General features: G+C 68.6%; 14 protein-coding genes. 8 read left to right on the top strand and 6 right to left on the bottom strand.

Going from position 1 to position 14941, the window contains the following annotated elements; translation table 11 throughout:
• Positions 1–67: 67 nt before the first annotated feature.
• Both ACZ6O0_RS05315 and ACZ6O0_RS05310 read left to right on the top strand, forming a co-directional pair.
• Positions 68–943 carry a helix-turn-helix domain-containing protein gene (locus ACZ6O0_RS05315; protein ID WP_465763566.1) on the top strand — a complete coding sequence of 292 codons (876 nt, stop codon included), beginning with the start codon at positions 68–70 and terminating at the stop codon, positions 941–943.
• A gap of 2 nt (positions 944–945) precedes the next feature.
• On the top strand, positions 946–1347 hold the full coding sequence (locus tag ACZ6O0_RS05310) for a (R)-mandelonitrile lyase (RefSeq protein WP_465763565.1): 402 nt from the start codon (positions 946–948) through the stop codon (positions 1345–1347).
• Here the strand turns inward: ACZ6O0_RS05310 and ACZ6O0_RS05305 are convergent.
• On the bottom strand, positions 1316–3598 hold the full coding sequence (locus ACZ6O0_RS05305; RefSeq protein ID WP_465763564.1) for a HelD family protein: 2283 nt from the start codon (positions 3596–3598) through the stop codon (positions 1316–1318). The genes ACZ6O0_RS05310 and ACZ6O0_RS05305 overlap by 32 nt on opposite strands.
• A 227-nt stretch (positions 3599–3825) precedes the next feature.
• Here ACZ6O0_RS05305 and ACZ6O0_RS05300 point away from each other — a divergent pair, with 227 nt between their 5' ends.
• Genes ACZ6O0_RS05300 through ACZ6O0_RS05290 form a run of 3 tightly spaced genes read left to right on the top strand, consistent with a single transcriptional unit; the run spans position 3826 to position 6490 of the window.
• Complete coding sequence (locus tag ACZ6O0_RS05300) at positions 3826–5187, top strand: ferredoxin reductase family protein (RefSeq protein WP_465763563.1); 1362 nt, start codon at positions 3826–3828, stop codon at positions 5185–5187.
• A 5-nt stretch (positions 5188–5192) separates the two neighbouring features.
• A complete protein-coding gene (locus ACZ6O0_RS05295) occupies positions 5193–5693 on the top strand; it encodes an FMN-binding protein (RefSeq protein ID WP_465763562.1) in 501 nt (166 codons plus the stop codon).
• On the top strand, positions 5690–6490 hold the full coding sequence (locus ACZ6O0_RS05290; RefSeq protein WP_465763561.1) for an FAD:protein FMN transferase: 801 nt from the start codon (positions 5690–5692) through the stop codon (positions 6488–6490). The genes ACZ6O0_RS05295 and ACZ6O0_RS05290 overlap by 4 nt, the downstream gene beginning before the upstream one ends.
• Here ACZ6O0_RS05290 and ACZ6O0_RS05285 read toward each other — a convergent pair.
• Positions 6412–6966, bottom strand: a complete 555-nt coding sequence (locus tag ACZ6O0_RS05285) for a TetR/AcrR family transcriptional regulator (RefSeq protein WP_465763560.1) — start codon at positions 6964–6966, stop codon at positions 6412–6414. The two genes, ACZ6O0_RS05290 and ACZ6O0_RS05285, sit on opposite strands and share 79 nt — an antisense overlap.
• Positions 6967–7039: 73 nt before the next feature.
• Between ACZ6O0_RS05285 and ACZ6O0_RS05280 the strand changes: the two genes are divergently transcribed.
• Entirely contained in the window at positions 7040–7396 is a 357-nt protein-coding gene (locus ACZ6O0_RS05280; protein ID WP_465763559.1) for a DoxX family protein, read from the top strand.
• On the opposite strand, the gene ACZ6O0_RS05275 is transcribed toward ACZ6O0_RS05280, so the two are convergent.
• Genes ACZ6O0_RS05275 through ACZ6O0_RS05265 form a run of 3 tightly spaced genes read right to left on the bottom strand, consistent with a single transcriptional unit; the run spans position 7397 to position 10620 of the window.
• The gene (locus ACZ6O0_RS05275) at positions 7397–8287 is read right to left on the bottom strand and encodes a carbohydrate ABC transporter permease (protein WP_465763558.1); all 891 of its coding nucleotides are present in this window, start codon (positions 8285–8287) and stop codon (positions 7397–7399) included.
• Position 8288: 1 nt separating this feature from the next.
• On the bottom strand, positions 8289–9230 hold the full coding sequence (locus ACZ6O0_RS05270; protein ID WP_465763557.1) for a carbohydrate ABC transporter permease: 942 nt from the start codon (positions 9228–9230) through the stop codon (positions 8289–8291).
• Positions 9231–9270: 40 nt separating this feature from the next.
• Positions 9271–10620: an extracellular solute-binding protein gene (locus ACZ6O0_RS05265; protein ID WP_465763556.1), complete on the bottom strand. Its 1350-nt coding sequence runs from the start codon at positions 10618–10620 to the stop codon at positions 9271–9273.
• Between the two features lie 269 nt (positions 10621–10889).
• On the opposite strand from ACZ6O0_RS05265, the gene ACZ6O0_RS05260 reads away from it, so the two are divergent.
• Both ACZ6O0_RS05260 and ACZ6O0_RS05255 read left to right on the top strand, forming a co-directional pair.
• Positions 10890–13253, top strand: coding sequence for a glycoside hydrolase family 3 N-terminal domain-containing protein (locus tag ACZ6O0_RS05260; RefSeq protein WP_465763555.1), 2364 nt, complete (start codon positions 10890–10892; stop codon positions 13251–13253).
• A gap of 4 nt (positions 13254–13257) precedes the next feature.
• Positions 13258–14307: a LacI family DNA-binding transcriptional regulator gene (locus ACZ6O0_RS05255; RefSeq protein ID WP_465763554.1), complete on the top strand. Its 1050-nt coding sequence runs from the start codon at positions 13258–13260 to the stop codon at positions 14305–14307.
• 1 nt (position 14308) lies between these two features.
• Here the strand turns inward: ACZ6O0_RS05255 and ACZ6O0_RS05250 are convergent, their stop codons facing one another.
• Positions 14309–14941, bottom strand: coding sequence for a hypothetical protein (locus ACZ6O0_RS05250; RefSeq protein ID WP_465763553.1), 633 nt, complete (start codon positions 14939–14941; stop codon positions 14309–14311).

Genomic DNA, 14941 nt, shown 5'->3' with positions numbered 1-14941 from the left:
AGTCACTGTCGTTCCAGGTAATGCCAGTGCCTCCCTCGTCCCGGCGACGGTCCGTAGTGTTGACCGCATGGACCACCGAGCCGAGATCAAGGAGTTCCTCAGCTCCCGCCGTGCCCGCCTCACACCGGAGCAGGCCGGTCTGCCTGTGTACGGCGGCAACCGCCGGGTGAAGGGGCTGCGCCGTGAAGAGGTGGCGCTGCTGGCGGGTGTCTCGGTGGACTACTACGTCCGGATGGAGCGCGGACACCTGGCCGGTGCGTCCGAGAGCGTGCTGGAGGCGCTCAGCCGGGCCCTGCAACTGGACGAGGCCGAGCGTGACCATCTGTTCGCGCTCGCCCGTGAGTCCGATGCCACGCCGGTACGCCGACGGCCCGCGACCAAGGGCGTCCGTCCAGCCCTGCAACAGATCCTGGACGCGGTCACGGATGCGCCGGCGTGGATCCGCAACGCGCACTTCGACATCCTCGCGGCGAACCGGATGTCCCGCGCGCTGTACTCGTCGCTGTTCGCGGATCCGCGCCGGCCGGCGAACACCGCGCGGTTCACCTTCCTCGATCCGGCGTCGCGGGAGTTCTTCGTGGACTGGGACCGCGCGGCCGACGACATCGCGGCGGTCCTGCGGTTACAGGCCGGCAAGAACTCGCACGACAAGGCACTCACCGAGCTGATCGGTGAGCTGTCGACCCGCAGTGAGATCTTCCGGACCCGGTGGGCGGCGCACAACGTCCGCTTCCACCGGACCGGGGTGAAGAAGCTGCACCACCCGGTAGTCGGCGACCTCGAGGTCAACTTCGAGGCGATGGAGTTCCCGTCCGACCCCGGCCTGGCGATGGTCGTCTACACCGCGCCGGCCGGCTCGCCGACCGCGGACGCGTTCAAGCTGCTGGCCAGCTGGGCGGCCACCCAGGACCAGCCCGAAATCGTTGCCCAAGACAAGGAATAGCCGTGCGGATCCTCCCCAAACCCCCGACCGCCAAAGGCCCGGCCGAGTGGTTCACCGGTGACGTGTGGTTCGACGTGGTGATCCGCGGCGAGGCGCCGTCCCGGGTCCGCGTCAACACCGTCCGCTTCGCGCCCTGCGCCCGTACGGCGTGGCACCGGCACGCGAACGGCCAGACGCTGCACGTCACCGACGGCGTCGGCCTGATCCAGTCCCGCGGCAGCGAGGTCACCGTGATCCGCCCCGGCGACGTGATCTACACGCCGCCGGGGGAGTGGCACTGGCACGGCGGTGCTCCGGACAACTTCATGGTCCACACCGCTATCTGGGAAGGCACCGGCGGCGACGAGCCGGAGATCGAGTGGGGTGACCACGTCACGGACGCGGAGTACGTCGTACCTGAGTGAGGACCTCCGGGAGGTCGCCCGGGCTGAGGATGCCGAGGCGTTTGGTCGCGCGGGACACGGCGACGTAGAGATCGGAGAGGCCGCGGCCGGACTCGGTGATGATGCCGGCCGGGTCCGCGATCAGGACCGCGTCGAACTCGAGACCCTTGGACTGGAGTACGTCGAGCAGGGCGACGTCCGCGTCGAGCACAGACGCGTCGTGGCTGTGGGCAACCTCAGGTAGTACGCCGGCCAACTCGTCGTACCGGGGTGCGGGCACGATGACGGCGAGCCGGCCGTCGCCGATCGCCTCACGTTCGGTCTTGATCGCGGTGATCAGCGCCTCGGTGAACTCCTCGGCCGGCACGCTCCGGATCCACGGCTCGACTCCTGTCTCGCGAACCGAGGTGGGTGGCCGCAGTGACGGGTCGATCGCGGCGAGTACGTCCGCCGCGACGGTCATGATCTCCGCGGGCGTGCGGTAGTTGACGGTCAGCTCGGCACTGCGCCACCGCCGCGGCGCGTACTTGTCGAGCAGTTCGGCCCACGAGCGTACGCCGGCCGCCGAACCCGTCTGGGCGATGTCGCCGACCAGGGTCATCGAGCGCCGCGGGCAGCGGCGCATCAGCATCCGCCAGTCCATCTCGGACAGCTCCTGCGCCTCGTCGACGATGACGTGCCCGAAGACCCAGGTGCGGTCGTTGGCAGCCCGCTCGGCGAGCGTGACCGGGTTCTCGATCAATTGGGTCCGGCGGGCGACGAGATCGGCGAACTGCTCGATCTCCCACGGCATGAGCTCGATCCGGTCCGCGGTCAGCTCGATGTCGACGACCCCACGGGCGTACTCGCGGTTGGACTCCTCGCCGGCGTCCGCCGCGGCGGCCTGACGGTTGCGCGCGGCAACGGTCGCGGCGGTGTCCCCGAGCAGTTCGGCGGCCTCGTCGAGGAGCGCGACGTCGGACGGCGACCAGCCGAGGCCGGCCGGCCGGAGCACGGCCACCAACTCGTCGTCGGTGAGATGCGGGGCAGCTGCCTTGAGCCGATCCGCCGACGAGAACAACACGCTGACGAGGAGCTGCGGCGTGAGCTCGGGCCAGAGCTGGTCGAGCATCGCCTGGACCCGATCGTCCTCGGACAGCTCCTTGCGGATGTCCTCGATGTCCTCGGCACCGACGTACTGGCGCCCGATGCGGTCGACGATCTGGTTGGTCAGCGTCTTGAGGATCCGCCGGACGAAGAGCGGACGGGCCCGGTTGTGCGGCTCGTCCGAGGCCCGGGCGTGCGTCTGCGCCTTGCGGACGACGTCCGGCCGCAGGACGAGCTCGTGCTGGTCGACCTTCAGCTCGATCGGCGCGCCCGGGACCAGCTGGAACCCACGGACCGCCTGCTCGAGGACCTCGGCCATGGCCAGCTCACCCTTGATCCGGGCGGCCTCCGGGGACTCCGGCGCGGTCACCTCCACGCCCGGGTACAGCTCGCCGATCGTCGCCAGCACCACGTCGGTCTCGCCCAGTGAGGGGAGCACCTGGTCGATGTAGCGGAGGAACGTGCTGTTCGGCCCGACCACGAGGACGCCACTGCGCGCGAGCTGCTCGCGGTACGTGTAGAGCAGGTACGCCGCCCGGTGCAGCGCGACCACGGTCTTGCCGGTGCCCGGACCGCCTTGGACGACGAGGACGCCGGGCAGCCCGGAGCGGATGATCTCGTCCTGCTCGGACTGGATGGTCGCGACGATCTCGTTCATCCGGCCGGTGCGACTCGCGCCGAGGGACGACAGCAGCGCGGCCTCGCCGATCAGCGTGCTCCGCTCGGTCTCGCCGAGCGCGTCGAGGTCGAGGACGTCGTCGTCCACACCGACCACCGTCCGGCCCCGCAGCCGGATGTGCCGGCGGCGTTTGACGCCCAGCGGGTCGGCCGCGGTGGCCCGGTAGAAGACCTGCGCGACCGGTGTCCGCCAGTCGATCAGGATCGGGTCGTAGTCGTCGCTGAACAGCCCGATCCGGCCGATGTGGAACCGGTCTCCGCCGGTTTCGTCGATCCGCCCGAAACACAGTCCGCGTTCCACCGACGACAGTTGGGAGAATCTCCCGGAGAACAGATCGGTGAACGATTCCCTTTCCGTCCGGGCCTGATTGGTGTCGGTGGTTTCCTCTCCCTGGACCCGTTCCAATTCCGCGCCTGCCCGTTCGCGCAGGATGTCGAGCCGGTCGTACATCGCCGTCACTTCCCCTTGCTCCGCAGCGATCTCCCGCGCCAGTAGCTGGTCTGTCACACTGCCCCCGATCGTCCTTGCATTACTCCAATTGCTCTGATATTCTGTTAACAGATGCCCCGAGTGGGCGTCTTTTTTTATGCCCGGCACAAACACCCAACGGTATCTGTTCATCGCGGCCGGCGCAATCAAACGAGGACTTCACAGCTCACTCACAGCCAGAGCCAAGGTCACGCACAGATCGGCGCTCGACACTGAGGTGGTTCCGCCACACCCCGGGAGAGCTGATGATCGACGCACGACGGGCTCGCGCCGATGGCGTGCTGCGTGTTGCCGCGATGGCGGTGCTGTGGCTGAGCCTGCTGCTGGTCTGTTACTGGTGGGTGGCCGACGGTGGTGTCCAGGAGCTGGGTGGCTGGGCGACCGGGCTGACCGCGGTCGGCCGGCTGACCGGTCTGGTCTCTGCCGTGTTGTTGCTCGCGCAGGTCGTCCTGATGGCCCGGGTGCCTTGGCTGGAGACCGCCTTCGGGCAGGACCGGCTGGCGCGGATCCACCGGCTCACCGGCTTCACGTCGTTCAACCTGATGCTGGCGCATGTCGTCGCGATCACGTGGGGGTACGCCGAGGGCGAGCTGAGCCGGACGCCCGCGACCCTGTGGGACCTCACGGTGAACTATCCGGGCATGCTGCTCGCGGTCGCCGGCACCGCCTGCCTGTTCCTGAGCGTGGGATCGAGTATCCGGGCTGCCCGCCGGCGGATCCGGTACGAGTCGTGGCACCTGCTGCATCTCTATGCCTATCTCGGCGTCGGACTCGCGCTTCCGCACCAGCTGTGGACGGGGCAGGAGTTCCTGTCGTCGACCGGCCGGACCGTGTTCTGGTGGACGGCCTGGGCGGTCGCGGCGGCGACGATCCTCGTCTTCCGGGTCGGCGTGCCGGTCTGGCGCAACGCACGACACGGGTTGCGCGTGACCGCCGTCGTACCGGAGGCCGAGCACGTGGTCTCGGTGTACGTCGCCGGCCGGCAGCTCGACCGGCTGCCGGCCGAGGCCGGGCAGTTCTTCTCCTGGCGCTTCCTCGACCGGCCCGGCTGGACCCGGGCGAACCCGTACTCGTTGTCCGCGGCACCGAACGGCCACGGTCTGCGGATCACCGTCCAGGAAGCAGGTGACGGCAGTACGGCACTCCGTTCGATCCGGCCGGGGGCTCGCGTACTGGTGGAAGGCCCGTACGGTCGGCTCAGTCCGCGTGCCCGGACACGGCGGAAGATCGCGCTGATCGGCGCTGGTGTCGGCATCACGCCATTGCGAGCGCTCGCCGAAGGACTCAGCTACGCCCCGCGGGAAGCGATCCTCGTCCAGCGATACACCGACGAACCGTTGTTTCCCCACGAGTTGCAGGCATTGCGGCACCAGCGCGGTCTGGATCTGCTGACGGTGCCGGGCCATCGCCGGCGGACGGACTCATGGCTCGGTCCGGGGATCGACGACCTCGACGACCTGCAAGCGCTTCTGTACTGGATTCCCGACATCGCCGAGCGCGATGTCTACCTCTGTGGGCCGGATCGCTGGGCCGAGCTGGTGCGGCGCACCCTCGACGCCACCGGTCTGCCGCCCGGCCAACTCCATCTCGAGACCTTCAAGTGGTGACCGCCGTGAAACGCATCGTCCTCTGGTTCCTCAGTACGGCGACGGTCGTCGTCCTGCTGTTCGCCTACCACACCTCGACCTCCGGACCGCAGGCCGTGGCGCCGCCGATCAGTGGTGGCTCGGTGAACAGCAACCCGTCACCCACACCGTCGGCCGGCGCCGGTTCCGGTGGCGACGACACGGACGACGGCGGCACTCCCACACCGTCCCCTTCTCCGTCTTCGTCGTCGTCCTCGACGACTGTCACCGGGGACGTCGCCTCGACGCAGTGGGGACCGGTCCAGGTCCAGCTGACCTTGCAGGGCGGGAAGATCACCGACGTCAGCGTCCTGCAGTACCCGAACGGGAACCACCGCGACGCCGAGATCAACGACTACGCGCTGCCGATCCTGATCGACGAGACCAAGCAGGCGCAGAGCGCCCAGATCGACATGGTCAGCGGAGCGACCGTCACCAGCGACGGCTACATCCGTTCCCTGCAAAGCGCTCTGGACCAGGCGAAATGACCAGGTATGTCGACCACGTGATGGGCATGCCGATCAGCCTCGCGCTCCGCGGCCGCCACACCGACGACGTACGCGCCAAGCGGGCCTGGGCCGAGGCGCTCGAAGTCCTCCGTACGGCGGACCGCGTCTTCAGCACCTACCGCGCCGACTCCTGCATCTCCCGCCTCGGCCGCGGCGAACTCGCTGTCGCGGACTGCCCGCCCGAGGTCGCCGAAGTCCTGGCGCTCGGCGAACAGGCCCGACTGGAGTCCGACGGCGCGTTCGACGTACGACGTTCCGGCCGATTGGACCCGAGTGGGGTCGTGAAGGGCTGGGCCGTCGAACGAGCGGCCCACACTCTCGCGCAACTGCCCGACACGGACTACTGCCTCTCCGCGGGCGGCGACATGACCTGCGCCGTCGCCGACCCCGACGCGCCCGCATGGCGAATCGGCGTCGAAGACCCGCACGCCCCGGACAAGCTGGCAGCGGTGGTCCCGATCCGCCGCGGCGCGATCGCCACGTCCGGCCTGAACCGCCGAGGCAACCACATCACCGACGCCCGCACCGGCTCGACACCGACCGCGATCGCCTCGGTCACGGTCGTTCACCCGAGTCTCACCCAAGCCGACCTCGACGCCACCGCCGCCTTCGCCCTCGGTCCCGACGCACTCACCTGGTTGCAGAGCCGGCCCGGCCGCACCGGCCTGATCGTCCTCCACGACGGCACCCGCCGGCTCTACGGCGACAGCACCCGGGCGATGACGTCGTCGACCATGCCGCGGGGGATGGGGCGGTGGGCGACGAAGTGGCGGTAGAAGAACGGGCTGGTCAGGAGGTCCGTGGTCAGTTCGGGGTCGGTGTCGGGACCGAGTTCGCCGCGGTCGCGGCCGCGTTCCAGGACGGCGAGGAGGGGCTCGCGGCGGCGGTTGGTCAAGTCGGTGTGGAGCCGGGACAGCGCCGGGTCGCGTTCGGCGGCGTCGATGAAGGCGGCGAGCAGCCGGGGGAACGGCGTACGCTCGAGCATCGTCACGAACGCGGTCAGGATCTCGGCCACGTCGGTGTCGACCCGGCCGGTGTCCGGCATCGGGAACGGCCGGAAGGTCGCGTCCATCGCATCGACCAGCAACGCACCCGTGGTCGGCCAGCGCCGGTAGAGCGTGGCCTTGCTGGCGCCGGCCCGCCGGGCCACCGCCTCCATCGTGAAACCGGCCAGGCCGGACTCGTCCAGCACCTCGAGCGCGGCCGCGAGCATCCGCTGCCGGGCTCCGTCGCCCCGGGACACAGCTGCCATTGATCCTCCTCCATCGAAACGCTATCGTACCGATAGGTAAGAGTACGGATCCGTTTCGATAGCAGGTGATCCGATGAGAAGCAGTGCGTACTGGGCTGTCACCACGATCGTGGTGGGGGAGTGTGCCGTCGGCGGCACGATGGACCTGCTGCGGCTGGCGCCGTTCTACCCGATGATGATCGACCTCGGGTATCCGAGTTACCTGGCCACCATCCTCGGCACGGCGAAGGTCGCCGCCGCGGTGGTGCTGCTCGCACCCCGGCTGCCACGGCTGAAGGAGTGGGCGTACGCCGGGGTGCTGATCAACATGGTGGGCGCGGCGGCGTCGAACGCCGCCGCGCACCAGTTCAGCGGGATGATCGCCCCCACCGCGTTCGCCGTACTGGCGTTGACGTCGTGGGCGGTCAGGCCCCGGACCCGGCGGCTGTGACTACCGGCTGAAGCCGGCGGTCAGGCCGCTGAGGAGCTGCCGTCGGCTGACGGCGTACAGGAGCACGATCGGCAGTGTGGTCAGGACGACCGAGGCGAGGACTGCCGGGACGTTCACGCTGTACTGACCCTGGAAGGTCCACAGCGCCAGCGGCAGCGTGCGCTTGTCGGGGCTCTGGGTCAGGATCAGCGGCAGGAGGAACCCGTTCCAGACGGCGAGGCCGTTGTAGATGCTGACCGTGACGAGGGCGGGCCGGGTCAGCGGCAGCGCGAGCTTGCGCATCATGTCCCACTCGGTCGCGCCGTCGACGCGCATGGATTCGAACAGTTCCTTCGGCACGTCCCGGACGAAGTTCGTCAGCACCAGCACCGACAGCGGGATCGAGAACGCGACCGACGGCAGGATCAGGGCCAGCAGGCTGTCGTAGAGGTGCATCCGGATGATCAGCAGGTAGACCGGGATGATGGTGGCCTGCAGCGGGATCGCGAGCCCCATCAGGAACAGGCCGTTGACCCCGGCCAGCCACCGGCTGCCGGCGCCCCGGATGATCGCGTACGCCGCCATGAACGAGATCGCGACCGCCGGGATGATCACGCCGACCGTGACGATCACGCTGTTCAGGAAGTACCGCGGGAAGTCGGACTCGATCACCAGTTTGTAGTTGGTCATCGTCGGCGCCGACGGCAGCGCGAACGGGTTCTGGGTGAAGTAGGCGCTCTGGTCCTTGAAGCTCGTGACGACGATCCAGTACAGCGGGATCAGCACGATCGCCAGCCAGATCCAGCCCGCGAGACCGCCGAACCAGTTCAGTTGGAGCAGCTTGTGGGCACGGACCGGCCCGCCACGCGCGGGCCGGGTCGCCGTACTCGTGCTGCTGGTGGCCACTGCCATGTCATGCACCTTCCTGCTGGCTGGCGGTCGTACTGCCGCCGAGGCGGCGCAGCAGCAGGGCCAGGGCCAGGCCGAGCAATACGAGGATCACGGCGATCACGCTCGCCGGCCCCATCTGGTTCGACATGAATCCGGTCTTGTACATGTCGAGGGCGAGAACTTCGGTCGCGTCGCCCGGTCCGCCCGCGGTGAGGACGAAGATCAGGTCGAAGAAGGTCAGCGAGCCGACCACCATCAGCGTCGACGACGTGATGATCGTGTACTTGAGCTGCGGAATCGTGATGCTGAAGAACTGCCGGATCCGGCCGGCGCCGTCGATCGAGGCAGCCTCGTACATCGTGGTCGGGATCGCCCGGACCCCGCCCTGGTAGATCAGCGAGTGGAACGGGATGAACTGCCAGGAGACGATGAAGACGACCACGGCGACGGCCAGCGTGCTGTTGCCGAGCCAGTCCTGGGTCAGGAAGTCGAGGTGCAGCCCCGGGCCCAGACCGAAGTTCGGGTCGAGCAGGGCCTTGTAGGTGATGGCGATCGCGGCCGAGCTGAGCAGCAGCGGGATGAAGTACAGGACGGCCAGGAGCGCGCGGTACCGCTGGCGGCCGGCCAGGAACGTGCCGAGCAGCAGGCTGATCGGAGTCTGCACCGCCCACGACAGGATCATGATCTCGAACGTCACGAAGATGCTGTGCGGCAACGAGGACTCGGTCAGGATCGACCGCCAGTTGGACAGGCCCGCCGGGGTGATCGCGCCGAGGCCGTCCCAGTGGGTGAAACTGAGGACGAAGACGCCGACCAGTGGGACGACGCCGAACACGATGAACATGATCAGCGCGGGCAGCACCATCCAGGCGACCGGACCGCTCCGCCCGGCGCCGGACGAACCGACGCCGGACGAGGCCTTCCGCCCGGTCTCCGGTGCAATGGGCGGAGCGGTCGCGGTCATGGTGTCTCCAGCCCTGGACTGAGGAGCGCGGACAGTACGGTCACTGGCCGATCACCGCGTTCATGCTGTCGGCGAACTGCTGTGGGGAGATCGACAGCTGGAACAGCTTGGCGATGTTGTCGAGCAGCGTCTCGGCCTGGATCGGGCTGAGTGCCTGGTCCCAGGACTGGGCGAAGTTCTTCGCGTTCGCCGCCGTGTCGTAGACGAAGTTCAGCCACGCGGAGTCGTTCTGGTCCGTGATCGACGAGAGCTTGTCCTTCGCGCTCTTCACGACCGGAATGTTGCCGGACTTCACCCAGGCATCCACCGTGGCGTCGTCGAGGGTGTTGTTCGCGATGAACTTCTTCGCGGTGTCCTTGTCGCCCTGGGCCGCCTTGGAGGAGATCGACATGTACTGACCCGGGTTGCCGACGGTGTCGCTCGGGTCGCCCTTGCCGCCCTCGTACGTCGGGAAGTTCATGTAGCCCATGTGCCCACCGGTCACGAAGTCGCCACCAGACGCCTTCATGTTGCCGTACGTCCAGGCGCCGTGCAGCATCATCGCGGCCTTGCCGGTGTAGAGCAGGGCCTGGTCGGCGTTGGAGTCGGCGGTGATCGAGGAGAAGCCCTTGATGAAGCCGTTGGCCTTGATCAGGTTCTGCATCTCCTCGAGCGCCTTCAGCGCGGACGGGTCGGACCAGCCGTTCGCCTTGCCGTCGAAGATGTTCTGGAAGACCTCGGCGCCGCCGATCCGGTCGAACAGGAACTCCAGCCACATCATGTTGGTCCAGCGCGACTGCCCGCCGAGCGAGAACGGTGCGATGCCCTTCTCGTTGAACTTGGGCACCAGGTTCATGATGTCCTGCCACGTCTTCGGGGGCTCGGCGCCGATCTTCTCGAACGAGCGCTTGTCGTAGAACAGCACGATCGGCGTCACCGTCTCGCCCGGGATCGCGTAGAGCTTGCCGTTGACGGTCGCCGCCGTGAAGGCGGACGGGAAGATCGAGTTCTTCAGGTCGGCCTGCTCGTTGTTGAACCAGTCGGTCAGGTCCTCGACCTGGCCGGCTTCGACGTAGGCCTTGAGGCCGCCGCCGCCCCAGCCCCAGATCAGCGTCGGACCCTGGCCGGCGCCGATCGCGGTCTTGATCTTGGCCTTGAACGCGTCGTTCTGGAACTCGGTCGTCTTGATCTTGGTGTTCGGGTTGGCGTCGTTGAACCGCTTGACCTGCGCCTCGCGGATCGCCTGCTGCGGCTGACCGGTGAGGAACCAGTACGTCGTACCGGTTCCGGCCGCCGCGCCGGTGCTGGAACCGGACGTGCTCTTCGGGCCGGAGCTGCCGCACGCGGCGAGACCGGCCGCCAGTGCGCCGCCACCGACCAGACCGAGGAAGGTACGCCGGGATGTCGTCATGGGATCCACTGTGATCTCCGTACTCCGTGCTGCCCCCACAGGTTGCGGAAGGCACCTGTCGATATGACTTGTTTTCGAAACATAGATTTCGGGGATACACCTGTCAAGACTTGAACTAGTGGCAGTTTGGGGTCACAGTGAGGTCACGGATTCGCCTGCTGTCACAGGTGATTCACAGTTCGGTTCGGATCTGTGACGAGCGGCCCGGAGTTTCGAAACCTTTTCGATACTTTGTCACCGACACAGATCCTGGTTAAGGGAGAATTTTCTTGTCCAGCTCGACTGATCAGCCGTGGCGCGATCCAGCCCTGCCCGCCGACAAGCGCGCCGACCTGCTGCTGCAGGCGATGACGCTGGAGGAGAAGATCGCCCAGCTCGGCAGCCGCTGGGCCGGCAACGACATGGCCGACACCGAGCTGCCCGCGGACGAGACGATCAACGTCGCGCCGATGGAGGACGTCTTCGCCGCGGGCGGATCGCTGTCGCTGGAGGACGCGAGCCGCGACGGGCTCGGTCACCTGACCCGGGTCTGGGGCAGTGTCCCGGTGTCGGTCGAGCAGGGTGTGGCGGAGTTGATCCGCCAGCACCGCGTCGTCCTGACCGACTCCCGGCTCGGCGTCCCGGCGCTGGTCCACGAGGAGTGCCTGACCGGATTCACGACGTACGGCGCGACCGTCTACCCCGCGTCGATCGCGTGGGGTGCGACGTTCGCGCCCGAGCTCGTGCAGCGGATGGCGGCCGCGATCGGGCGGGACATGGCCGCGGTCGGCGTGCACCAGGGGCTGTCGCCGGTGCTCGACGTGGTCCGCGACTATCGCTGGGGTCGCGTCGAGGAGACGATGGGCGAGGATCCTTACCTGGTCGCGATGCTCGGTTCGGCGTACGTGCGAGGTCTGCAGAGCGCCGGCGTGATCGCGACGCTGAAGCACTTCGCCGGGTACTCGGCGTCCCGGGCCGGGCGCAACCACGGGCCGGTGTCGATGGGCCGGCGGGAGTTGCTGGACTTCATCCTGCCGACGTTCGAGACCGCGATCGCGACGGCCGGCGCGGGGTCGGTGATGAGTTCGTACTCCGATATCGACGGGCTGCCCGCGAGCGCGGATCCGTGGCTGTTCACCGACGTACTGCGGGACGAGTGGGGCTTCGGCGGGACGGTCGTGTCGGACTACTGGGCGGTGCCGTTCCTCGCGTCGATGCATCGGGTTGCCGCCGACAACGCGGATGCGGGTGCCGTGGCGCTGACCGCCGGCACCGATGTCGAGCTGCCGGACACGATCGGGTTCGCCGGCCTGGTCGACAAGGTGAAGTCGGGCGAGGTGCCCGAGGAGTTGGTCGATCGCGCGGCCCGGCGGTTGCTGCTGCAGAAGGTCGAGCTCGGTCTGCTGGATCCGGAGTGGACTCCCGAGGGTTCGGTGCGTTCCGGTGGGGTCGATCTGGATTCGGCGGAGAACCGGGCGATCGCGCAGGAGTTGGCCGAGAAGTCCGTCGTACTGCTCGACGCGGGGTCGGCGTTGCCGCTGTCGCGTGAGCTGACGAAGGTCGCGGTGGTCGGACCGATCGCCGGCGATCCCCGCACGTTGATGGGCTGCTACGCGTTCCCGAACCACGTCCTGCCGCGCTATCCGGAGCGGGGTCTCGGCATCGAGGTGACCAGCCCGGTTGATGCCCTGCGCAACGAGCTTCCGGAGCTGGATCTCCTGCAGGTGAAGGGTTGTGAGGTCACCGGCGAGGACCGGTCCGGATTCGCGGCGGCCGTCGAGGCGGCCCGGGAGGCCGACCTCTGCATCGCGTACGTCGGCGACCTGTCGGGACTGTTCGGCCACGGCACCTCGGGTGAGGGTTGTGACGCCGAGGACCTGCGGCTGCCTGGCGTCCAGGGCGAGCTGGTCGACGCGCTTCTCGACACCGGCAAGCCGGTCGTCGTCGTGGTGGTCTCGGGCCGGCCCTACGCGCTCGGCGGGATCGCCGACCGGGTCGCCGGGCTCGTGCAGGCGTTCATTCCCGGGCAGGAGGGTGCCGCGGCGATCGCCGGCGTCCTCAGTGGGCGGATCGTGCCGAGCGGCAAGCTGCCGGTGCAGATCCCGCGGCACGTCGGTGGGCAGCCCGGTACCTACCTGCAGCCGGCCCTCGGCAGCGTGGAGAGTGCGGGCATCAGCGGGCTCGAGGCCCGGCCGTTGTTCCCCTTCGGGTACGGAGCGTCGTACACGAGTTTCGCGGTCGAGGACCTGCGGTTGAGCTCGGCGGAGATCGGGAACGACGGTGAGTTCACCGCGACCGTGCGGGTGCGGAACACCGGCGACCGGGCCGGCGACGAGGTCGTCCAGCTGTATCTGCGCGACGTGGTGGCGCGGGTCGCCCGGCCGTTGAAGCTGCTGACCGGGTTCGAGCGGGTGTCGCTGGAGCCGGGTGCGGCGGTCGACGTGACGTTCCGTGTGCACGCCGACCGGACGGCGTACACAGGTCCTGACTTGCGGCGGATCGTCGAGCCCGGAGACTTCGAAGTGATGGTGGGCACGTCGTCGCTCGACCTGCCGTGTCGCGCTTCTGTCCGGGTCACCGGGGATGTGAGGGTGGTCGGACACGATCGCGTGCTGACCACGCCGGTCACGGTTCAGGATCCTGGAGGAGGGTGATGAGATGTCGCGGTTGAAGGGTCGCGTCACCCTGGCGACGGTGGCCGGCACCGCCGGTGTCTCGGTCGCCACCGTCTCCAAGGTGCTGAACGGTCGCAGCGACGTCTCGCCGGTCACCCGGGCGCGCGTCCAGGAGATCCTGCAGAAGCACGGGTACGTCGGGCGCCGGCCCGAGCCGGTCGCGCGGGACACCGTGGAGCTCTTCTACCAGGGTGTCGTCAACGCGTACTCGGTCGAGGTGATCCAGGGCGTGGTCGAGGCCGGCCAGGAGGCGGGCGTCGACGTGATCCTCAACGCGCACCCGAAACACCCGCAGACCTCCAGCTCCGGCCGGACGGCCCGGTGGATCCGCGATCTGATCTCCAACGGCCGCCGGGCCGCGATCGGCATCACCAGTGAACTGTCCGACGCGGATCTGGCCGCGCTGGCCCGCGCCCGGCTGCCGCTCGTGGTGGTGGATCCGGCGAACGTCGCCCAGCCCGATGTGACCAGCGTCGGCTCGACCAACTTCGCCGGTGGCATGACCGCGGCCCAGCACCTGCTGTCGCTCGGGCACCGGCGGATCGGGTACGTCGGCGGCCCGCCGACGTCGGAGTGCAACCAGGCGCGGATGAGCGGCTTCCGCAGCGCGATGGAGTCCGTCGGCATCGATGTGCCGGCGTCGCATGTCTGGTTGCGGGACTTCCTGTACGACGACGGCGTGGCCGGGGGAGCGGCATTGCTCGATCTGCCGGACCGGCCGTCGGCGATCTTCGCCGGGAGCGACGAGGTCGCGCTCGGCATCCTCGAGGCCGCGCGGGCACGCGGTCTGCGTGTTCCTGAAGACCTCAGTGTCGTGGGTTACGACGACACCGAAGTGGCTCGGCTCGCGTCGCCGCCGCTGACCACGGTGAAGCAGCCCCTTCGGGAGATGGGGGCGGTGGCGCTTCGGACCGCGCTCCAGCTCGCCGCGGGGGAGAAGGTCTCGTCACACCATGTCGAGCTGGCGACGAGCCTGATCATCCGCGGGTCGGTCGCGCCGCTCCGTTACTCGTCGGCCGCCGCCGCTTCCTGAGTCACTCCTTCCGGTCGGCGAGCGCTCTCGTCGCGAACAGCGCGGCGACCAGCATGACCGCGGCCAGTGCGGTCAGAAGCGTGATCGGTACGGCGTCACCGCCCGGTGAGCGGCCCTCGGACAGCAGCCTCATCAGCGGCCGGATCGGCGAGATCCAGTTGATCAGCAGCGCGACGAGGATCGCGGCGGCCGCGGTCAGCATGGCGATGCCGATCCGCGGGATCACCAGCCGCGAGCAGAGCAGACCGATCGTGATCCCGATCATCGCGGCACCGAGCTGCGCCGCCGCGCCGACGACGAGATCGCCCGCGGTGACGACGTGCTTCCCGGTGACGATCGGGTAGACCAGACCCGCCACGAGCAGCGGGGCGCACCAGGTCAGCACCACGGCCACCGTGATCGCGAGGACGCGCAGGGAGCTGCCGATCATCACCAGCGTGATCTTGCGCTGGGTCGGGTCCTCGTGATTGAGGATGCTCACCGACAGCCAGGTCGTGCAGACGAGCATGGCGAGGACGCAGAACGAGTACGACGACTGCAGCGGCCCGTTGTCGGACGTCGTACCGACCGCCAGCGCGCCGAGGAAGATCAGGGTCGGCGGGAGGTAGCGCTGCGAGAGCAGCACGCTGGCCAT

The organism is Kribbella sp. NPDC048837, assembly GCF_055586945.1.
The sequence above is the reverse complement of the archived record's forward strand: the minus strand, read 5'-3'. Positions and strand labels throughout refer to the sequence as shown.

Bases quoted from the DNA above. Each gene is read 5' to 3' on its own strand.
- ACZ6O0_RS05315 (WP_465763566.1), top strand. From the start codon at position 68: ATGGACCACCGAGCCGAGATCAAGGAGTTCCTCAGCTCCCGCCGTGCC.
- ACZ6O0_RS05300 (WP_465763563.1), top strand. From the start codon at position 3,826: ATGATCGACGCACGACGGGCTCGCGCCGATGGCGTGCTGCGTGTTGCC.
- ACZ6O0_RS05290 (WP_465763561.1), top strand. From the start codon at position 5,690: ATGACCAGGTATGTCGACCACGTGATGGGCATGCCGATCAGCCTCGCG.
- ACZ6O0_RS05285 (WP_465763560.1), bottom strand. From the start codon at position 6,966: ATGGCAGCTGTGTCCCGGGGCGACGGAGCCCGGCAGCGGATGCTCGCG.
- ACZ6O0_RS05280 (WP_465763559.1), top strand. From the start codon at position 7,040: ATGAGAAGCAGTGCGTACTGGGCTGTCACCACGATCGTGGTGGGGGAG.
- ACZ6O0_RS05275 (WP_465763558.1), bottom strand. From the start codon at position 8,287: ATGGCAGTGGCCACCAGCAGCACGAGTACGGCGACCCGGCCCGCGCGT.
- ACZ6O0_RS05270 (WP_465763557.1), bottom strand. From the start codon at position 9,230: ATGACCGCGACCGCTCCGCCCATTGCACCGGAGACCGGGCGGAAGGCC.
- ACZ6O0_RS05265 (WP_465763556.1), bottom strand. From the start codon at position 10,620: ATGACGACATCCCGGCGTACCTTCCTCGGTCTGGTCGGTGGCGGCGCA.
- ACZ6O0_RS05255 (WP_465763554.1), top strand. From the start codon at position 13,258: ATGTCGCGGTTGAAGGGTCGCGTCACCCTGGCGACGGTGGCCGGCACC.
- ACZ6O0_RS05250 (WP_465763553.1), bottom strand. From the start codon at position 14,941: ATGGCCAGCGTGCTGCTCTCGCAGCGCTACCTCCCGCCGACCCTGATC.